Raw genomic sequence first — 20,059 nt, 5'->3', positions numbered from 1 at the left:
CTCCGAATATTTATGAATTCATTTTTCCAACTCATTGCACGTCATCGCGTACTAGCTTGCATGCTGTTCTTAGCAATCTTTCCATTCATCATGCCGTATGAAGCCTTGGCGATCAATATTTTGATCTTTGGTTTATTCGCCATGGGCTTTAACTTGCTGTTTGGTTACATGGGCCTACTATCTTTTGGTCATGCAGCCTTCCTAGGCATTGGTAGCTATATCACCGGCATAGCCATTGTTCACTATGGTTTACCTTGGGGCGCCGCCATTCTGGTTGGCGTCATTGGCGCCGCTCTTGGCGGCCTCATCATGGGCTACCTGGCCATTCGCACTCGTGGCATCTACTTCTCCATGGTGACCTTAGCGCTTGGTCAAATTGTGTACTACATCTTCTATAAGGCAGAGAGCCTTACTGGTGGTGAGAATGGTTTACGAGGTGTCCGCGTAGATGAATTCAACATTTTAGGCATCCCAGTCGACTTCTTAAATCCATTGATCAAGTACTACATTATTCTTTTCTTTGTAGTGATTGCCATTTGGCTTATTTCCCGTATCCTAAGCTCACCTTTAGGTGCCGTAATGGAAGCGATTCGCGAGAATGAGAAGCGCGCAGCAGCTTGTGGATTTGATGTAGCCCGTACCAAACTATTGGTTTTCGTATTGTCAGCGGCGATTTGTGGCTTAGCAGGCTCATTGCGCGCCCTCCACCTCTCTATCGTGCCAATTGATTCTCTGCACTATCTGCAGTCTGGTCAGGCAGTCATGATGAGCATTCTCGGTGGAATGGGCACCTTCTTTGGTCCATTTATCGGCGCAGCAGTCATGCTCTACTTGGAAGACGTGGTCACCACCTTCACCAAGCATTGGATGGCTGTTGTTGGTTTAGTGTTCATGTTCTTTGTGCTGTTCTTCCCTAAAGGCATTTGGGGAACCATTCTGAGCAAGCTACAAATTAATCAGGATTCGAAATAATGAATAGCGCAACTACAACCCCTATTCTTGAAGCACGTCACGTTAGTAAGAGCTTTGGTAAGTTCAAAGCTTTGCAGGATGTGTCTACTTGCTTTATGCCTGGAACACTTACGGCCATTATTGGCCCTAATGGCGCAGGCAAAAGCACCTTCTTCAATGTCTTGAGTGGCGCATTCCCTCCAACAAGCGGTCAAATTCTATTTAATGGCAAAGATATCACTGGTATGCAGCAGCATGAATTTGCTCGAATTGGAATCTCTAAAAGCTTTCAAATTACCAATGTCTTTAAGCAGCTCAGCGTTCACGAGAATGTTCGCGTAGCAGCACAGATGGAAACGGCGCGCTACAACTTCCTCCGTAACGCCCAAAGCTATCCCAAGCCAATTGAGATCGCCGATGAATTACTGCATCGAGTTAATCTAGAGCACTTACGCAATAAGAAGACGGGTGACTTAGCGCATGGCCAACAGCGCGCCCTGGAAATTGCGATGGCATTGGCCTGCAACCCCAGCCTTCTATTGCTAGATGAACCCACTGCCGGCATGTCTCCAGAAGAAACTTTGGTCATGATGGAATTGATTCGTACACTTGCTAGTGAGCGCACGGTTATTTTGGTTGAACACAAGATGAAACTTATCATGGGCCTTTGTAAGCGCATCATCGTACTGCACCATGGCGAGTTCTTGGCAGAAGGCGCTCCAGAAGAAATCCAAAATAATGCAGAGGTACGTCGTGTGTACCTAGGTCAAGGTTAATCAGAAAGCAAACTATGTTGCGTGTAGAAAACTTAAACGCTTGGTATGACCGTAGTCACGTATTGCAAGGCATCTCACTTGAGGTGAACAAAGGTGAGATCGTTACTTTGATGGGCCGCAATGGTGCCGGCAAAACCACTACCCTACGGTCTCTGATGGGCCTGTTATCTAAACGCCAAGGTAAAGCATCCATTGATGGCACTTCATTTTTAGATTTACCTGCTCACGAGCGCTTTCATTTAGGTCTGGCATATGTTCCAGAGGATCGCCGTATCGTTCCCGGGCTGACTGTTAAAGAAAACTTAGAGCTTGGGGTGATCGCCAAGAAGAACTCAGGTGACATGAGTGCATTAGTTGATGAGATTGCTGAAACCTTCCCCAGACTAAAAGAGCGCTTACATCAAGACGGCACATCAATGTCTGGTGGCGAGCAACAAATGTTGGCTATTGCCAGAGCCATGATTGGTAAGCCTAAAGTCATTCTGCTCGACGAACCCTCAGAAGGCATCATGCCGGTCTTGGTTGAAGAGATGTTTGAGCTCTTTGCAAAACTAAAGCAAGAAGGTCTAACCATTCTACTGGTGGAGCAAAACGTACAACAAGCTTTGAAAATTTCTGATCGCGCCTATATTCTTGATCAAGGCGAGATTGTTTTTCATGACACTGCTCAGAACCTCTTAAACAATGACGAGGTTCAGCAGAAGTATTGCGCCGTTTAGATGAGATGAAGCCAGTGACCTAGCTGGTGCCAAAAACTTTCAGGGACCAAAGTAAGTAACCAGGTAATCGTAATAAAGCGCAAGAGCTTACCGATAAACATGTAAATCAGACATGGCTGCCACGGGAGCTTTAACCATCCCGCCGCTAGACATAAGGGGTCACCCAATACAGGCAACCAAGACAGCAACAACAACTTAGGCCCCCACTCTTCAAGCCAACGCTTTAGGCGGGTATTGCGGGGCTCATCCATTACCTTAAAGCTATTGCGTGCTATCACCCCCAGCCACCAATCTAGCATCCCCCCTAATGTATTGCCAACCGTGGCAACTGCAATCGCCGCCCAAAATAAGTGGGGGTTAAGAGTGATATAGCCAAACAGAATAGGTTCGGAACCAGCCGGTATTAATGTTGCGGAAATAAACGCGCTGATAAATACTGCCGGCAAGCCAACAGAAGGCATTTCAAACCACCCAAAAAAATGCTCGAATACCGTGTCCATTAAGTCATGGCCTCTAAGGAGCTGCCATACGAGTGAATTTTTTTAGATCTCATGAAGTCTATTTTGCCTTGTTTTAAGCAATCTCCAAGATTTTCAAATCTTGCTTAAACTAGTACCCAAATCAGCAAATAAACCATAAAACCTATAAATTGAGACTTTTATGAATCACCCTATTCCTAAGCCAGACCAATACCAAGAAATGCGTGAAGCATTGCGAGATCTCTGTGGCTCTTTTGATTCTGCCTATTGGCAAAAGATTGATCACGAACGAGGTTATCCAGAGGCTTTTGTGGATGCGATGACTAAGGCTGGCTGGCTGGCCGCCTTAATTCCGGAAGAATATGGTGGCTCCGGCTTAGGCCTTGCTGAAGCCTCAGTAATTATGGAAGAGATTAATTTTTCTGGGGGTAACTCAGGCTCATGTCACGGGCAGATGTACAACATGGGTACCCTACTTCGCCATGGCTCAGACGCGCAGAAAAAAATGTATCTTCCCAAAATTGCTTCGGGAGAACTTCGCCTTCAAAGCATGGCCGTTACCGAACCAACCACTGGTACCGACACCACTAAACTGAAAACGACGGCAGTTAAAAAAGGTGATAAGTATGTAGTCAATGGTCAAAAGGTGTGGATCTCCAGAATTCAACACTCTGACTTAATGATTTTGCTGGCGCGCACTACTCCACTTAGTGAAGTACAACGCAAGTCAGAAGGCATGTCGATCTTTATCGTCAATCTCGCTGACGCCATTGGCAAAGGCATGGAAGTGCGACCCATTGCTAACATGGTGAACCACGAAACTAACGAAGTGTTCTTCGATAACCTAGAAATCCCCGCAGAGAATCTGATTGGTACCGAAGGCCAAGGATTTAAATACATTTTGGATGGCTTAAATGCCGAGCGAGTCTTGATCGCTGCTGAATGCATTGGTGATGCGTACTGGTTTATTGATCGCGCCCGTCGCTATGCCAATGACCGAGTCGTTTTTGATCGCCCAATAGGTAAAAACCAAGGGATTCAATTTCCGATTGCTGATAGCTATATTGAAACCGAAGCCGCAAATCTCATGCGCTTTAAAGCTTGTGAGTTATTTGACAATCACCAACCCTGTGGCCCAGAAGCTAATATGGCGAAATACCTAGCCGCAAAAGCCTCATGGGAAGCAGCAAATGTCTGCTTGCAAACTCATGGTGGCTTTGGCTTTGCCAATGAATACGATGTTGAACGTAAATTTAGAGAAACTCGCCTTTACCAAGTGGCGCCTATTTCAACGAATTTAATTTACTCCTATATTGCTGAACATGTTCTTGGTCTCCCAAGATCCTTCTAGGAAGACGTTGATATGAGCATTCGCCCACTGGATGGTATTACTGTTGTTTCTTTAGAGCATGCTATTGCCGCACCTTTCTGTACGCGCCAATTAGCGGACTTAGGCGCACGAGTCATTAAAGTTGAGAGGCCTGGCGGCGGTGACTTTGCGAGGGGTTATGACACCCAAGTAGATGGACTCTGCTCTCACTTTGTATGGGTCAATCGCTCTAAGGAAAGTTTGACCCTAGATCTTAAGCAGCCATCAGCAATTGCAGCACTCAAGACTTTGTTGAAGACCGCCGATGTCTTAGTGCAAAACCTGGCGCCAGGTGCTGCTGCACGTATGGGACTCACAGCTGAGATTTTGCAGAAAGATAATCCAAAACTGATTTTGTGCGATATCTCGGGCTATGGTAGTGACGGCCCTTATCGAGATAAGAAAGCCTACGACTTACTTATTCAGAGTGAAGCAGGATTCTTGTCGATTACCGGAACGCCTGAAAACCCTAGCAAGGCTGGAAATTCCATTGCTGACATTGCTGCCGGCATGTATGCCTATACCAATATCTTAGCCGCTCTCTTGCAAAGAGGAAAAACAGGTAAAGGCTCGGTCATCGATATCTCTATGCTCGAGTCTCTTACCGAATGGATGAGCTTTCCTCTGTATTACGCCTACAAAGGTGCAGAACCGCCACCGCGCAATGGCGCCTCTCACGCCACCATCTATCCATACGGCCCCTTTAAGGCAGGCGATGGTAAGACAGTCATGCTCGGCTTACAGAATGAACGTGAGTGGGTGCAGTTTTGCGAAACCGTTTTAGAAAACCCTGCACTTGCCCAAGATGAACGCTTTGATCGTAACTTCAAGCGCAATGAAAAGCGCGCAGAACTTTTAGATATTATTGACACTTGCTTTGGCGGCCTTACTTCCGAGCAATTAATTGCAAGACTAGAAAAAGCGCAGATTGCAAATGCCCACCTTAATGATATGGAGGGTCTTTGGAAGCATGAGCAGTTTAAAGCGCGCAATCGTTGGACCCAGGTGGATACCCCCAACGGTGCGATTGCTGCCTTGCTGCCCCCAGGATTAAATAGCAGCTATGACTATCGTATGGACCCCATCCCTGCGATTGGAGATCATACCGACTCCATTCTTAAAGAATTAGGGTTGGGAGAGTCTGACATTGCTAGCATGAAGGCAAGCGGCGCGATTTAAAGCAGTGGTGAAGTAAGATGCGCTGCGTTTTCGAGATAACGATGCCAGCGCGGGCGCTTTGCCCAGGCCTTAGGATCAACATAATCTGATTGCTCTAAGTAGGACGCAATCAGCTTCCCAAGATTGGCGCAGAAGTCATCGTTATACACAATTAAGCTAATTTCAAAGTTCAGACGCAAACTACGTTGATCAAAATTCACTGAACCAAAGATTGCAATCCGCCTATCAATCAACAAACTCTTGGTATGCAAGAGGCCTCCATGGAACTCTGCGATTTTGACGCCTGCATTCATTAAATCACCATAGAAACTTCTGCTACTCCAGGCGACCAATTTGGAATCATTTAACTTAGGGACGATCAGGGTAACCTTTACTCCACGGGCTGAAGCCGCCATCAATGCCTGAAGCAAGCCATCATCTGGGCCAAAGTATGGCGTAGTAATGGTTAACTCTTGTCTAGCATCCATAATGGCTGACAAGAGCACTTGATAAAGAATATCGTCTCGGTATACCGGGCCAGATGAAAACTCCTGAGCTAAAACGCCACCCTCATGTGGCGATACTGGTAGCTCGCGATCATTGAAGTGGGTAATTTTAGGGTTATCAACACTCCAGTCAAAAGAAAACGTGAGTTCAAACTGAGATGCAACTGGACCTTCAATGCGCACCATGGCATCAACCCACTCTCCCACTCCAGAGTCCTGCTTAAAAGTACGAGGGTCGACCATATTCATACTGCCAGTCCACACCACGGATCCGTCCACCACAAATATTTTTCGATGCAAGCGCAGATCTGCACGGCGGAACTGGAAGCGGCCAATCTGAATCGGCAATGCCTCAGTGACTTGAATGCCAGCCGCTTTAAAACGTTTGGGCCAAGCAGACTTAAACCAATCTTTACTTCCGAGTGAGTCCAACAAAACACGGCATGCAACACCACGCTTGGCTGCGGCTATCAAAGCCTCGCAAACCCGATCCGCATCACCGCCCAATGCCCAGATATAGAACTCTAAATGGAGGCTTTTCTTGGCTGAGTTAATTTCATCAATGAAATTTTGTAGAATTTTTAATGATTCTGTGTGCAATTTAATCTTATTGCCAGCAACCACGGGTGAGCCGTTCTTAGATTCTGCAAGCAGACTCAAGGCCCTACCTTCCATTGGCAATTTCTCTCTATCGCCAATAAATTGCTTCCTCATCAGCTCAGTAGTTTCCTGGTATTCGCGATTCATCCGAATAATTTTTCGAGTCAAGACTCTTCCAACTGGGCGCTCACCAATCAAAATATACAAACTTATTCCCAATAGAGGGAACGTCATCACAATAAATATCCACGCAAAAGCTACGCCAACAGGTCTTCTTACAGAAATAATAAGGAAAATAAAATACGTTACAAATGAGAAATGGATTAATAAAATCAATCTCAAATTAAATGTAGATTGTGTATTAATAAAAAATCCTAAGAAGTCATTCATTCAAGTTCCAATTCAGCAGTAATACCTAGGTGATCTGATAGCTTTAACCATTCATACAAAATTTCCGCTGAATGTACTTTTATTCCTCGAACATAAATCCTATCCATTGAAAGCAATGGCTTCATACTAGGAAACGTTTTTGCTGGAGAGCCAGTCAGCAATTCAAATACTTCATCAAAGCCGGCAGCCTTCATGGGAGCGCTCACACGATTGCGCCAATCATTGAAGTCTCCAGCCACGATCGTAGGTCCATTTTGAGTGAGTTCCTGGATATACCCAATGATAGCCTCCAACTGTCGCTCTCTGCCCCGCTCGAAAAGCGCCAAATGCACACAGAAACAATGAATCGGTTGATCCATGCCATCCAAAGTAGTAACGCTATGTAGCAGGCCACGACTCTCAAAACGATATGCTGAAATATCGTAGTTATTTCCTTTTTGTTGAGGGTGCTTAGAGAGGATGGCATTACCATGATGCCCATCGCGATACTCGACATTTTTCCCATAATGCCAATCGCGCCAAAAGTCTTCCGAAAGAAAGTGGGTCAACTCTGTTAACGGCCATTGGCTAAAGCGACGCACTCTACCCCGATGCTCCTGTTGCAGCTCCTGTAAGAAAAGTAGATCTGGGTGATGACTACGCATTTTTTCTCGCAGCTGGTAAATCGTGGAATGTCTATGTAAGGGAGATACCCCCTTATGGACATTCATACTCAGCACCGTGAAACGAGAAGTTTTATTAGGACTCATTAAAACTGACCTGCGGCACGTTGACGTCGAACGCGCGCCAAGTAGATTTCGCTCTCGACTAAATCTTGACACTGCATGCATTTATTGCAAATGGATGCCCGCTCCCGCAACTCGTCAATCGAGTCTATCGGGTGAGTATCTAAATATTCGCGCAAATCCACGTCGAGGACCTCATTGCAGAGGCACACCACTTCAGCCATAGGTCAAAAATAGGGAAATCAATTTCATTACAGTCATTTTGCCATTGCCTTGATAGAATCAGGCGCATGTTAAAAGCTTTTCAAGATGCCCTTTCCTTGTTAGCCCACCTCGATGGCGGTGTAATGGGGATCGTCTGGGTTTCTCTACAGGTCAGCCTTACCGCCCTTCTGATTGGAACGCTTTTGGGTCTACCGATTGGCGCCCTTCTGGCCACCGAACGTTTTGCGGGCAAAAGGACCATCATTGTGATCCTGAACACCCTCATGGGTGTGCCTACAGTCATAGTTGGCGTATTGGTATATCTCATGCTGTCACGTACAGGGCCCCTTGGCATGTGGGGCTGGCTATTTACAGTAAAGGGTATGACTGTGGCTCAAACATTGCTCACAACCCCTTTAATCGCAGCCCTTAGCCGCCAAATCCTGGAGGACTCCTGGAAAATACATCGCGATTCCTTTCTGAGCCTTAAATTGCCACCCCTTTCCCGCATTAAATGGCTGATATGGGATTGCCGCTTCTCGCTGACCATTGCCGTGCTTGCCGGCCTAGCTAGAGCCATATCCGAGGTTGGAGCGGTCATGATTGTTGGTGGCAATATTGATCATTCCACCAGAACAATGACAACTGCGATTGCGCTGGAGACTAGCAAAGGCGACCTACCTTTAGCCCTTGCCCTTGGCATCGTCTTGCTCGCCATTGTTCTTCTGGCCAATTTATTTACCTTTGCAGTTCGCCAAATTGCGGAGCATCGCTATGGTTAATGCAATGGAAACTTTTGAAAAGTTCATTGAGCTCAAAGACATCATCGTCAAAAGCAATGGCAGAACCATTCTGAATATCCAGCACGCCCTCATTCCAGCAGACAGAATTACTGCTTGTATTGGCCCCAATGGCGCTGGCAAAACTACTCTTCTGAAACTTCTAGATGGGCTCGTTAAGCCAGATGGCGGAACAGTGAGTTACTCGTTTAAAACAAAAACGGCTTTGGTTTTACATCACACCCCGATGATCAAAGCCTCAGCAAAAACAAATATCGCAATGGTTTGTGATGCGGACGCGTCTATTACGAATGCTGATATAGACTCTGTGATTGAGCAAGTAGGCTTAAGCGAGCTAGCTAAGAGCCCAGCGCATAAATTATCCGCAGGCGAAAGACAAAAGGTTTGCCTTGGAAGAGCTATTCTGCAAAAACCCAATTTGGTTCTACTAGATGAGCCTACTGCCAATCTCGACCCCAAGACTACCGAACAGGTTGAAGAGCTGATTCGTCAATTTGACCGTCAGGGGGTAGATGTGATTTTTTCATCCCATCAACTTGCCCAAGTACAAAGACTAGCTGAGTACATTATCTTCATTGACCAAGGGGAAATAAAGGAAAAGGGACCCGTAGGCCCCTTCTTTAGTAATCCTCAAACTCCAGCAGCTAAACGCTACTTACGGCAAGAATTACTTTCCACCTAATTATTTAGCAACAGCTGCAACAGGCGGAGTAAATGGTGGTGGTGCAGTGCACGCTGCTGGCGCTGGAGCTCCAGAGACCTTAAATTGATCTGCCACCTTATTTTGGACTAAACACAATTTATATGCGCCAACCTTGTCCCCATAAGCGGCTTTAGCTTTAGCCAAATTAGCAGCCTCTTGTGCCTCTGGGCTCAATGGTGGCAAAGTCGCCAGTACTGAGGAGGCAGCAAATGCGCAAAACGTAAGAGCAATGATTCTTTTCATGGCCTTATCCTTATTTATTCAGTTTGTCATACCAGAGCTCATGGTGCTCTTTAGCCCAAGTAGCATCTACATAGCCGGTCTTCATGCCATCGATTGAACCTTGCATACCAATGGTGCCGATATAAATATGGCCCATCGCCATGGTAGTCATCAAGATTGCAGCGCTACTGTGAATGATGTTGGCAATTTGCATAGTGCCGCGCAGGTACTCTATCTGCATAAACGGCACAATCATATCGAGCACAAATCCTGAGGCAGAAATTACCAGGCCTAAGAAAGTCATACCGAACCAGAACCAAAACTTCTCACCCATATTGAAAAAGCCAGCAGGCACATGCTTGCCGCTAAACATTCCACCGAAAGTTAACAGCCAATTGAGATCGCCTTTTTCTGGAATATTTTTACCGACAAAGAGCAAGAAGAAAATCACAATGCTTAGGGTAAATAATGGGCCGGAAAAATTATGAATATTCTTGCAAACAAACAAGAAGGATCCATATGCGACACCGCCCATCAATGGCATTACAAAATATTTGCCATACAAAATCATCAAACCAGTAAACGCTAAGGCCAGGAAGCTAAAGGCCATAACCCAGTGAGTGATGCGGTCCAATGCACTAAAGCGCTTTACTTTAATGCCTGACAATGGCTCGTGTAGTTTGATTGAGCCTTTGATGGTGAACATAGCAATAATGCCAAAGAAGGCAATCGCCAACAACCAGCCTCCGTATACAGTAATGATGCCGTTACGAATTACGCGCCATTCTTGACCAGCACGCTGGATTAAAACACCTGCTTGTTTATCCGGAATACTGACGTAGTTTTGTGGATCACTGTTTGGCGCCGTGAAAATGGATGGATTAGCTGGCTGAGCCTGCGCTTGAGTGCCATTGGCCAAAGCGTTTGGATTTGCCGGCACAGATGCAGGAGGCACGTCTACTCCACTAGGAGAAGGCAAAGGCGCCATCGGTGCACGTTCAGCAAAGCTCATACCACTCGCTAGAGTTAGTGACAAACCTACAGCCACCACCAAAGTGCGTAGAACTTTAGAAAATGATCGTTTCATACACATGTCCTTAAACGTTTTCGTTTTATTTATTGTTATTTAGTTGATCACTTAACGCGACTGTATTCGTTTTGACCTTGATTGCGCTTGTCAATTGACTCGGTCCAACTAGCCAGATTGCCTGGCGTCCAATTCTTAGTCATAAATCCATCGTTAGCGCCCATATAAGGAGCTACATCTGGACGCTTAGCAGCTTTAGCAGCAATTTCTGGCGGCTCAGAGCAAGCCCCCAAGAAAGCAGCTACTGCAAAACACAAGCCGAGAGTTTTGAAATTGACTTTCATTATTGAGCTCCTGGAATCTTTGCAGCAGGCGTTGGTGTAGGCGCTGGGACATCTGGCCCACCGTAAGCAGTATTCCAACCAAAGGCTTTGGATCCTGGATACTTGCCATTCTTCTCACGGGTAGCAACGCGATTATTAAAGATGCCGCTAATGACATCACTATCGCCGCCAATCAATGCCTTGGTAGAACACATTTCAGCGCAAAGCGGTAACTTGCCTTCTGCCAAACGATTACGGCCATACTTTTCAAACTCTGCAACGCTGCCGTTCTCTTCTGGGCCACCACTACAGAATGTGCACTTATCCATTTTGCTGCGGGAGCCGAAAGCACCCTTGCTGAGGAACTGAGGCGCGCCAAATGGGCAGGCAAAAGAGCAGTAACCGCAACCGATACAGATATCTTTATCGTGCAGAACAACACCCTCGTCCGTGCGGTAGAAACAATCTACTGGGCATACGGCCATACATGGGGCATCGCTACAGTGCATACAAGCAACTGAAACTGATTTTTCTTGACCAATGATGCCGTCATTCACCGTTACAACGCGACGACGGTTAACACCCCAAGGCACTTCGTTTTCATTCTTACAGGCTGTGACACAACCATTGCACTCAATGCATCGCTCCGTGTCACAAATAAATTTCATTCTTGCCATTGTGTTCTCCTGACCTTATTTTTTTGACTTAGGCAAATTTCTCGATTTGACACATTGTGGTTTTCGTTTCTTGCATCATCGTCACCATGTCATAACCATAAGTAGTTGCAGTATTAACCGCTTCACCCTGAACTACTGGGGCGGCGCCTTCTGGGTAATACTTCCGAATATTTTCGCCCTGCCACCAGCCAGCAAAGTGGAATGGTACAAACGCGGTTCCTTGATCAACACGCTCAGTCACTAATGCGCGCACCTTAATCTTGGCACCCGTTGGCGATTTCACCCAAACGTAATCCCAGTTCTTAATGCCACGATCTGCTGCAGCCTTAGGATTAATCTCCACAAAGTTTTCTTGCTGGAGCTCTGCCAACCATGGATTAGAACGAGTCTCATCACCACCGCCTTCATACTCAACCAAACGACCTGAAGTCAAAATGATTGGGAACTTCTCATATAACTTCTGATTCAAGTTTTGATCTTGAACAGTCTTATAGAGGGTTGGCAAGCGCCAGAAGTTTTTCTTATCAGCAGCTGTTGGGTACTTACGCATCATTGGAGCGTTTGTACTGTAGAGCGCTTCACGGTGAATTGGAACTGGGTCTGGGAAGTTCCAAACCACTGCACGCGCTTTGGCGTTACCAAACGGATGACAGCCATTCTTCATGACTACGCGCTGGATACCACCAGATAGGTCAGTCTTCCAATTCTTACCTTCGGCGAGTTTTTTCTCGTCTTCAGTTAACTGATCCCACCAACCTAATTTCTTCACAAACACGTGGTCAAACTCTGGGTAGCCAGTAGTAATTGCGGCGCCCTTAGAGTGAGATCCATCTGCAGCAAGCAAGCTGACGCCTTCACGCTCAACGCCGAAGTTGGCGCGGAAGTTTCCACCGCCCTCCATAACACTCTTACTTGTGTCATACAGATTTGGTGAGCCTGGATGCTTAATAGCTGCTGTACCGTAGCAAGGCCAAGGCAAGCCATAGTAATCACCAGTAGTGTCATAACCAGTCACTGGATCAACACCACCGCGAGACTTCAAGGTCTTCGGATCAAAGGTTGCCACCATTCTCATATGAGCCTTAAGGCGCTCAGGAGTTTGGCCTGTGTAACCAATAGTCCAGCATGAGCGATTGATCTCACGCAAGATGTCTTCAATTTGCGGCTCTTTCCATTGCTTACCAGCAAATTTAGAATTGAGCATCTTATAGTTCTTAGATAATTCTTCCCCGAAACCTAAGCGGTCTGCAAAAGCTTGCATGATCACGTGGTCAGGAACAGATTCAAACAATGGATCGATGACTTTCTCACGCCACTGTATTGAACGGTTTGAAGCCGTTGCCGAACCGCACGTTTCAAACTGCGTTGCGGCAGGCAATAAATACACATTGCGATTCTTATTAACCGCTTGACCTTCTGCAGCAGGCATTGCTGCCATTGCAGCAGTAGCACTTGGATATGGATCAACGACCACCAAGAGATCCAGCTTGTCCATAGCACGCTTCATGTCGAGGCCGCGAGTTTGTGAGTTCGGAGCATGACCCCAGAAGAACAAGCCTTTTACGTTAGTCTGCTGGTCGATCATGTCATTCTTCTCGAGAACAGCATCAACCCAACGAGACACAGTAGTACCCGATTTCTCCATCATGTCGGGCGCATAACGGCCTTTAATCCACTCATAGTCAACGCCCCAAACCGATGCAAAGTGTTTCCATGAGCCAGCAGCCAAGCCATAGTAGCCAGGCAATGAGTCTGGATTAGGACCCACGTCAGTTGCACCTTGAACGTTATCGTGACCGCGGAAAATATTGGTGCCGCCACCAGACTTACCTACGTTACCTAAAGCTAATTGCAAAATACAAGAGGCGCGCACAATCGCATTACCGATGGTGTGCTGGGTTTGCCCCATACACCACACAACGGTACTAGGGCGATTCATGGCCATGGTTTTTGCGGCTTGATAAACTTGAGCCTCAGGCACACCACAAGCCTCCTCAACTGCAGCTGGAGTCCACTTCTCCATTACTTCCTTACGAATCTCTTCCATGCCATAAACACGGTCGTTTATGTACTTCTTATCTTCCCAGCCATTTTTAAAGATGTGATACAGCATGCCGAATAAGAAAGGAATATCAGTACCAGAACGAATTCGGATGTACTGATCTGACTTAGCAGCGGTACGGGTGTAACGTGGATCAACCACAATTACTTTGCATCCATTTTCTTTTGCATGCAAGAGCATCAACATTGAAACTGGGTGTGCCTCAGCCGCATTTGAGCCAATGTACAAAGCAGCCTTGGAATTCATCATGTCGTTGTAACTATTAGTCATCGCACCATAGCCCCAGGTGTTTGCAACACCGGCTACTGTTGTGGAGTGACAAATACGAGCCTGATGGTCTGTATTGTTTGTGCCAAAGAAAGAAACCCACTTACGGAGTAAGTAAGACTGTTCATTATTGTGCTTAGATGAGCCAATGAAGAACATCGCATCTGGAGAATATTTCTGGCGAATATCCTTCATCTGTGCGGTAATTTCAGTTAAGGCTTGATCCCAAGAAATACGTTGGTACTTTCCATCAACCAACTTCATTGGGTAACGCAAACGGTAATCACCATGTCCGTGCTCACGCAAGGCGGCGCCTTTGGCGCAGTGAGCACCCATATTAATTGGGGAATCAAATACTGGGTTTTGACGGACCCATACACCATTCTCAACGGTGGCATCTACTGCACATCCCACTGAACAGTGAGTACAAATAGATCTTTTAACTTCAATCTTGCCCTTGCCATCCAGCATTGCCTTGCTTTGCTCAGCAGATGCTTTTTGCACAAAGCTCAATTGACTAGCTGCGATACCAGCACCAACTCCCACACCTGAGCGCTTGAGGAAAGTGCGGCGGTCCATCGTTGGTACAGCAGCTTTTAAGCCGCGCGACAGACTACCGATCAGGCGCGATGTAGAACGACTGCTTTGTGGGGTATTGGATTTACGAGTCAGACTCATATGATGTCCCTGAGAAAGTTTTTTTATTTATTTAGAACAGTGAAACGATGATGGTTAAATCAGAGTGGATTCGTAGTACTTGCGCATGTGAGCAGTCATCGTTTGACCAACATCTTGCACTGCTTTAGCGCCAGTAATTTCTTGGATGACTGCTTTGCCAACTGGAGTTTGGCTCGCTACGGCAACGGCCCCAACTGCAGCGCCTGCACCAATAAAGAACTTACGGCGCGATGGCTTGTTTTCTTCGCTTAAAGCAACCTTGGATTTGGTGGTCATTGCATGCTCCTATGGGATTATTCTTGATTTGTATCAAGTGTAATAGGAAATCGCATTTTTGACATATTGGTGTAACCATTAGTTATTACGACAATATTTATATTGCGATGCAACATCAAATCATGTCGAAGCCCTGCCCTTCAATTGCTAGGAATTCTCTAGTGAGCGCGGCGATTGGGTGATAGAGATGCATTTCAGGAATACCTTCTATTGCGTCGCAAAATTCGTCATACCAGGGACGAATATGCTCATTGAAAAAAACCCTTTGATTTGTAAGGTTTGAGATCTCCACGTCATCCCCCGCAATGAGATAACGCATGACCTCACTGAGTGCCGAGATATGGTCTTCAGTTTCAGTCGCCTCTTCTGCGGCCTCAAGCCCAAAACCCTCTAAAGCCTTGCGAATATTCACCAAGGGCTTTTCATTTAGATGGCCTGCCATGTAAAAGGAGCCATTCAAAACGACATTCGGCTTGCCAACGCTGATGAAATTCAAATCAAACTCATCATACCAAGCTTTGGCGGGATTATTTTTAGCGACCTCTACTACATCCATCCAAACCTTAGCTAAAGGCGCCTCATCAGCAACATCTTGTTGATCAGCGGTAGCGGCAATTTGATCCAAAAGCTCTTGATCGGGCGGCATCTGAAAAAAGCGGGCAATCAAGCCATATAAATCGGCCCTAGCCAAATCCTCAGGCAAGCCTACATCGCCTACTTCGGCGGATAGATTCTCTTTTGCTGCTTCTTTCGCAATTTCACTCATGTTTCTTTTTTCACCATATCTACCACTCGACAATCACTACACATCTTCAATCGATCCATTGCAGCCCCAGCAAAAGCACCATGCGCTCCAAGCTTGCTGAGCATCAAATCAACCATCTTAAGTGTTCCAAAAGGCTTGCCGCAGCTGATGCAATGGAATGCCTGGGTTTCATTGAGGGTGGTTCGTTGCTTGCGCTGCTCAACGGTTTGTAAACGAGGCGCAAGAGTTAAAGCCTTCTCGGGACAGGTTTGCACACAGATGCCGCACTGAACACACTGCTTCTCAATAAAAGAAAGAATGGGTTCATCGGGATTGTCTAAAAGCGCGCCTTCAGGGCAACCGCTGACGCAAGACATACACAAGGTGCAAGCATCTTTGTTAATTGCTAGACCACCCAATAGGGAGGACTTTGGAAGTACAACACCCATCTCCGGCAACGGAGTCTTCGCTTGTTTTTGCAAATGCTCTAAAGCTGCCTCAAGCGTTTCGCGTTTCTGATTTGATAAACCAATACTTGCAGGAGTACAGATTGGACTGAGTGATCCACGCTGACGCAATATGCCCATTGCCTTAGAAACAGTCGCTATATCTTCAGCAGAACTAGCCAAGATCAAATGAACGCGATCGTCAAACCCATACGCATTGAGAATGCTGTTTGCTAAAACTACCTGCTCTTCAAGTACTGCACGATATGCGGGATCCTCGTCTCCACTTAACAACAAAGTCACTTCCGCAAAACCATACGTCAGCGCACCCAACCATAAGTCCAAGCCAGTGGAGGCGATATGCTCAATGCCATAAGGAATCACAAATGCTGGGAGACCTTCGAATTGCTTTGGCATGACATGCGCAGACCTACCCAAGCCATCAATCATTTGCGTACCCGCTTTTAGGGTATGCAAAAGTAAGCTGGGAGCCATCGCCTGATTGATCTTTTTAGCTTCGGCGGTAAAGGCGCTCGCTACCGTTTTGAGCTCTTTACCTTGATGAGCAACGCTTGGGTAGTTGTAACGCATTGCACCGGAAGGGCATGCAGTTGCACAAGCTCCGCAACCCATACAAAGATTTGGATTGACCTCTACAGAACCTTGGCCATTTTTAAAGATTGAACCAATAGCGCCTGTTGAACAAACATCAATACAAGCGCTGCAACCTACTTTGCCATTGCGGCCATGAGCACAAATTTTTTCGTTATAGGCAAAATATTTGGGCTTTTCAAACTCCCCCACCATCTCGGAGAGTTGATTAACTGCCAGCGCCTGCTCAAGGGGATCAACACCGGGAGCGAAGTACCCCTGCGGCGTTTGGCTCATGCGCATCTTGGGATCTACACGTAGGTCCAAAATTAAATCGAATTCTGAATTACGTTCACGCTCTTTGCGATCAAACGATATTGCACCAATGCCGGCACATGCAGTAACGCAATCGCGATGGGATTTGCATTTACCTAAATCAATCTGGAAGGAAAGATTAATGGCTCCCTCAGGACATACTTCAACACAGGCCCCACAGCGAGTACACATCTCTGGGTCAATCGGATTTTGCAACTGCCAATCTACTGAAAAGTTCCCTAAATAACCATCCAACTTGGTAACTGCTCCGGTAAAGATTGGGTAGCTTCGGGTCAGCGGTAAGTCACCGGGCTGTGTACATAAGACAGACACATCCAAAGATGGGCTTAATTTTTCAGCCCAAGGAATGGCTTGTGACCCAGCGCCGATAATTAACAACCTACCCTGGCTTTCGTAATTCACAACAGGAACAGGTTCAGCCTCTGGCATATCAGCCAAGGCCAACAGAGCCGCAATTTTAGGGCCGGATGTTTTAGCTTCTTGAGTCCAACCAGCTACTTCACGAATATTGACAAAACGCAGTGGCGCAACCAATGGCTTTTCAGCTTGGTCAGCTAGCTCACTAAAAAGTGCGCCCTCTTGCGTACACGCTATCACCAGAGAATCAGAGCCATCTAGGGCCTTTAAAAAAGAGCCGACCTCCTGCCTGCACAAGGATTGGTGAATCGGAACCCCGATAGTTTTTGCATCCAAAGGCATGGTGCCATTACAGTTGCAGACTAATTTTTGACTCATGCGCTATCTTCTTAGGTTTTTTTCTGTTCAGACTCTATTGAGACCTTATTGGGCACTTCTTCCAACTGATCTGTAGATTTTTGTTGTGTGGATGTTAAATCAGTTTGCTGTTGGGCTGTCACTGTGTCGCCCTCAAGTTGGGGGCTAGGCGCTTTGTTCACGCTTTGTTGTGATTCCTGAGTAAGCTCTTCGCTTGGTTTGCGGAAAAGGTTGAGCATATCGCTCTGCACCATTCTCTCAAGCATTCCAGGTGGCAGCGGATCCGGTTTACTGTAGTCATCAATATAAATATCCAATCCATCCATGATGTTGAAATGGGGATCGGTAAACATTTTCTTTAGGGCAGCCTGCTGAACAGCGGGGTCTACATCTGGCTTCATAAAAGCAGAAAAGTCTGGATCAAAACGATCGATCTTGACTACATCCTCTAGGGTAACTGGCGGAGGTGCGGCCTCTTGAGCGCCCTCAATGGATGTAGTCTGAGAAGCTTCTTTAGGAATCTCTACTTTTTTCTCTAGCGAGACATCTTCTTTACCAGCTTTACGCTTAGACCAACGCCCCAGAAATCCATCGGCCATTATTCCTCCATAGGGCGTTGAGCGCCCTTAAATGAAGCAGGCTTATGGCGTTTTTTAGGTTCCGGCCGATAGTTGTCATTGACATACTCTTGCAACCATGACGCATGCTGCTCACTCAGCGGAATCGTATCAACCGACTCACCGCCATCCAGCAAGCGAGCGGCTTCGTTATAACTAACACAAATACGATGGGGCACTGCAAACGAAGTCTCAGACTTTGCCAAGGAGAGTGATTGCTCATCGATATAGCGCTCAATATCTTCTTCCAAGCGCCACATGACAAACCATGCAGGAGTTGTAGCAGAAACATTGAGATAGTAGCCCTCAGCCTCGTCCGGAAAGAGATCAAGCTCATAACCTGTAAATAACCAGGATTCACCATCGGCATCGCGCCCAAGAAACTGACCCACAATGGATTTACTTTGCTGACTATTGAATTGCCCAAAATCAGGCAACACTTCCTGAGGTACCCAGCGAAACGAGACCCATGGGTTATCGATATTCTGTTTACGCATTAGTACTGCAAAGCGCATAAATGTTCAGAGCCTCAGGTGTTTTGAATCACAATGTTCGGAAATTTACTGCTCATATCCTTAGATAGAGTAGCAACACGGATAGCGACCTGTCTAGCAATGCCTTTATAGATTGCGCTAATCGCGCCGTCTGGGTCAGCCACTACTGTTGGGCGCCCAGCATCAGCCTGCTCACGAATCGAAAGGTTTAAGGGCAAGGAGCCCAAAAAATCTACTGCGTATTCTTTACACATTTTTTCACCACCGCCAGTGCCGAACACGTGCTCTTCGTGTCCGCATTGAGTGCAAACATAAGTGCTCATGTTTTCAATAATGCCAATGATGGGTACGCCCACCTTCTCAAACATCTTCAGGCCTTTACGAGCATCTAGTAGTGCAATGTCTTGAGGCGTGGTCACAATGACTGAGCCTGTGACGGGAACCTTTTGCGCCAAAGTCAATTGAATATCACCTGTGCCAGGTGGCATATCCACAATCAAGTAATCCAGATCACGCCAACGGGTTTGGCGAAGTAACTGCTCTAGCGCTGAAGTCACCATCGGACCACGCCAAACCATCGGGGCATCATCATCAATCAGAAAACCAATTGAGCTTGCCTGCAAACCATAAGCTTCCATAGGCTCAATCGTATTTTCTTCAATAGAGTCTGGTCTACCGGTGATGCCCAGCATCATTGGCTGGCTTGGGCCGTAAATGTCTGCATCCAGGATGCCGACCTGCGCGCCTTCAGCTGCAAGAGCTAAGGCCAGATTCACGGCTGTTGTGGACTTCCCTACCCCACCCTTACCGCTAGCGACTGCAATAATATTTTTTACGCCGGGCAATAACTTCACTCCCCGTTGTACCGCGTGCGCTACGATTTGACTCGAGATATTGACGCTCACATTTTTGACGCCTGATAATTCACGCAAGGCATTAATTACCGATTTACGAATCGAATCAAACTGGCTTTTAGCGGGATATCCCAGCACAATATCTAAAGAAATATCGCCGCCGTCTACGCGGAGATTTTTAATATTCTTTGCCGTAACAAAATCGATCTTCGTATTGGGATCAACTAAGTTTTTTAGCGCTGCTTGTACCAACTCTGGTGTAACCGACACTACATTCTCCTAATATGGATAACCTTAGAATGGACTTCTAGGTTTTTAGTATTTTTCTTAATTAGCGCTAGCTTACTCGT

General features: G+C 46.5%; 22 protein-coding genes. 7 read left to right on the top strand and 15 right to left on the bottom strand.

All coding sequences use genetic code 11. The features are described 5' to 3' along the window. Positions 1 to 12: 12 nt before the first annotated feature. Genes ICE90_RS04570 through ICE90_RS04560 form a run of 3 tightly spaced genes read left to right on the top strand, consistent with a single transcriptional unit; the run spans position 13 to position 2,446 of the window. A complete protein-coding gene (locus ICE90_RS04570; RefSeq protein ID WP_215321747.1) occupies positions 13 to 972 on the top strand; it encodes a branched-chain amino acid ABC transporter permease in 960 nt (319 codons plus the stop codon). Next, the gene (locus tag ICE90_RS04565) at positions 972 to 1,727 is read left to right on the top strand and encodes an ABC transporter ATP-binding protein (RefSeq protein ID WP_216191152.1); all 756 of its coding nucleotides are present in this window, start codon (positions 972 to 974) and stop codon (positions 1,725 to 1,727) included. Before ICE90_RS04570 ends, ICE90_RS04565 begins: the two co-directional genes overlap by 1 nt. Positions 1,728 to 1,741: 14 nt before the next feature. Then, entirely contained in the window at positions 1,742 to 2,446 is a 705-nt protein-coding gene (locus ICE90_RS04560) for an ABC transporter ATP-binding protein (RefSeq protein ID WP_215321745.1), read from the top strand. Here the strand turns inward: ICE90_RS04560 and ICE90_RS04555 are convergent. Beyond that, positions 2,443 to 2,946, bottom strand: a complete 504-nt coding sequence (locus ICE90_RS04555) for a YqaA family protein (RefSeq protein ID WP_215321744.1) — start codon at positions 2,944 to 2,946, stop codon at positions 2,443 to 2,445. The genes ICE90_RS04560 and ICE90_RS04555 overlap by 4 nt on opposite strands. A gap of 160 nt (positions 2,947 to 3,106) precedes the next feature. On the opposite strand from ICE90_RS04555, the gene ICE90_RS04550 reads away from it, so the two are divergent. Together ICE90_RS04550 and ICE90_RS04545 are read left to right on the top strand one after the other, a co-directional pair. After that, positions 3,107 to 4,276, top strand: a complete 1,170-nt coding sequence (locus ICE90_RS04550; RefSeq protein WP_215321743.1) for an acyl-CoA dehydrogenase family protein — start codon at positions 3,107 to 3,109, stop codon at positions 4,274 to 4,276. A gap of 12 nt (positions 4,277 to 4,288) precedes the next feature. Next, on the top strand, positions 4,289 to 5,473 hold the full coding sequence (locus tag ICE90_RS04545) for a CaiB/BaiF CoA-transferase family protein (protein ID WP_215321742.1): 1,185 nt from the start codon (positions 4,289 to 4,291) through the stop codon (positions 5,471 to 5,473). On the opposite strand, the gene cls is transcribed toward ICE90_RS04545, so the two are convergent. Genes cls through ICE90_RS04530 form a run of 3 tightly spaced genes read right to left on the bottom strand, consistent with a single transcriptional unit; the run spans position 5,470 to position 7,858 of the window. Beyond that, positions 5,470 to 6,948: a cardiolipin synthase gene (gene cls / locus ICE90_RS04540; RefSeq protein WP_216157189.1), complete on the bottom strand. Its 1,479-nt coding sequence runs from the start codon at positions 6,946 to 6,948 to the stop codon at positions 5,470 to 5,472. The genes ICE90_RS04545 and cls overlap by 4 nt on opposite strands. Further along, on the bottom strand, positions 6,945 to 7,697 hold the full coding sequence (locus ICE90_RS04535) for an endonuclease/exonuclease/phosphatase family protein (RefSeq protein WP_216191150.1): 753 nt from the start codon (positions 7,695 to 7,697) through the stop codon (positions 6,945 to 6,947). The genes cls and ICE90_RS04535 overlap by 4 nt, the downstream gene beginning before the upstream one ends. Further along, the gene (locus ICE90_RS04530) at positions 7,697 to 7,858 is read right to left on the bottom strand and encodes a hypothetical protein (RefSeq protein ID WP_216191148.1); all 162 of its coding nucleotides are present in this window, start codon (positions 7,856 to 7,858) and stop codon (positions 7,697 to 7,699) included. Before ICE90_RS04530 ends, ICE90_RS04535 begins: the two co-directional genes overlap by 1 nt. A 105-nt stretch (positions 7,859 to 7,963) precedes the next feature. Between ICE90_RS04530 and ICE90_RS04525 the strand changes: the two genes are divergently transcribed. Together ICE90_RS04525 and ICE90_RS04520 are read left to right on the top strand one after the other, a co-directional pair. Next, complete coding sequence (locus tag ICE90_RS04525; protein ID WP_216191146.1) at positions 7,964 to 8,659, top strand: ABC transporter permease; 696 nt, start codon at positions 7,964 to 7,966, stop codon at positions 8,657 to 8,659. Continuing rightward, entirely contained in the window at positions 8,652 to 9,359 is a 708-nt protein-coding gene (locus tag ICE90_RS04520; protein WP_216191144.1) for an ATP-binding cassette domain-containing protein, read from the top strand. Before ICE90_RS04525 ends, ICE90_RS04520 begins: the two co-directional genes overlap by 8 nt. Here ICE90_RS04520 and ICE90_RS04515 read toward each other — a convergent pair whose 3' ends face one another. From ICE90_RS04515 to apbC, 11 genes are all read right to left on the bottom strand, one after another. Then, on the bottom strand, positions 9,360 to 9,623 hold the full coding sequence (locus ICE90_RS04515; RefSeq protein WP_216191142.1) for a hypothetical protein: 264 nt from the start codon (positions 9,621 to 9,623) through the stop codon (positions 9,360 to 9,362). 10 nt (positions 9,624 to 9,633) lie between these two features. Next, a complete protein-coding gene (locus tag ICE90_RS04510) occupies positions 9,634 to 10,689 on the bottom strand; it encodes a formate dehydrogenase subunit gamma (protein WP_216191140.1) in 1,056 nt (351 codons plus the stop codon). 47 nt (positions 10,690 to 10,736) lie between these two features. Further along, positions 10,737 to 10,973, bottom strand: a complete 237-nt coding sequence (locus ICE90_RS04505; protein ID WP_215321734.1) for a hypothetical protein — start codon at positions 10,971 to 10,973, stop codon at positions 10,737 to 10,739. After that, a complete protein-coding gene (gene fdh3B / locus ICE90_RS04500) occupies positions 10,973 to 11,629 on the bottom strand; it encodes a formate dehydrogenase FDH3 subunit beta (RefSeq protein ID WP_215321733.1) in 657 nt (218 codons plus the stop codon). Before fdh3B ends, ICE90_RS04505 begins: the two co-directional genes overlap by 1 nt. Positions 11,630 to 11,657: 28 nt before the next feature. Continuing rightward, a complete protein-coding gene (locus ICE90_RS04495) occupies positions 11,658 to 14,636 on the bottom strand; it encodes a formate dehydrogenase subunit alpha (RefSeq protein WP_216191138.1) in 2,979 nt (992 codons plus the stop codon). Between the two features lie 54 nt (positions 14,637 to 14,690). After that, positions 14,691 to 14,912 (bottom strand): formate dehydrogenase, encoded by a 222-nt coding sequence (locus ICE90_RS04490; protein WP_215321731.1) that lies wholly within the window; start codon positions 14,910 to 14,912, stop codon positions 14,691 to 14,693. A gap of 115 nt (positions 14,913 to 15,027) precedes the next feature. Beyond that, the gene (locus ICE90_RS04485) at positions 15,028 to 15,678 is read right to left on the bottom strand and encodes a molecular chaperone (RefSeq protein WP_216191136.1); all 651 of its coding nucleotides are present in this window, start codon (positions 15,676 to 15,678) and stop codon (positions 15,028 to 15,030) included. Next, positions 15,675 to 17,765, bottom strand: coding sequence for a 4Fe-4S binding protein (locus ICE90_RS04480; protein ID WP_216191134.1), 2,091 nt, complete (start codon positions 17,763 to 17,765; stop codon positions 15,675 to 15,677). Before ICE90_RS04480 ends, ICE90_RS04485 begins: the two co-directional genes overlap by 4 nt. Before the next feature lie 11 nt (positions 17,766 to 17,776). After that, the gene (locus ICE90_RS04475; RefSeq protein WP_216157206.1) at positions 17,777 to 18,343 is read right to left on the bottom strand and encodes a DUF3306 domain-containing protein; all 567 of its coding nucleotides are present in this window, start codon (positions 18,341 to 18,343) and stop codon (positions 17,777 to 17,779) included. After that, positions 18,343 to 18,858 (bottom strand): DUF3305 domain-containing protein, encoded by a 516-nt coding sequence (locus ICE90_RS04470; protein ID WP_323483452.1) that lies wholly within the window; start codon positions 18,856 to 18,858, stop codon positions 18,343 to 18,345. Before ICE90_RS04470 ends, ICE90_RS04475 begins: the two co-directional genes overlap by 1 nt. 32 nt (positions 18,859 to 18,890) lie before the next feature. After that, on the bottom strand, positions 18,891 to 19,979 hold the full coding sequence (apbC, locus tag ICE90_RS04465; RefSeq protein ID WP_216191132.1) for an iron-sulfur cluster carrier protein ApbC: 1,089 nt from the start codon (positions 19,977 to 19,979) through the stop codon (positions 18,891 to 18,893). Positions 19,980 to 20,059: the final 80 nt, after the last annotated feature.

It is taken from the genome of Polynucleobacter sp. AP-RePozz3-80-G7, from assembly GCF_018882145.1.
GTDB lineage: Bacteria > Pseudomonadota > Gammaproteobacteria > Burkholderiales > Burkholderiaceae > Polynucleobacter.
This window is presented reverse-complemented; position numbering and strand designations above follow the sequence as displayed.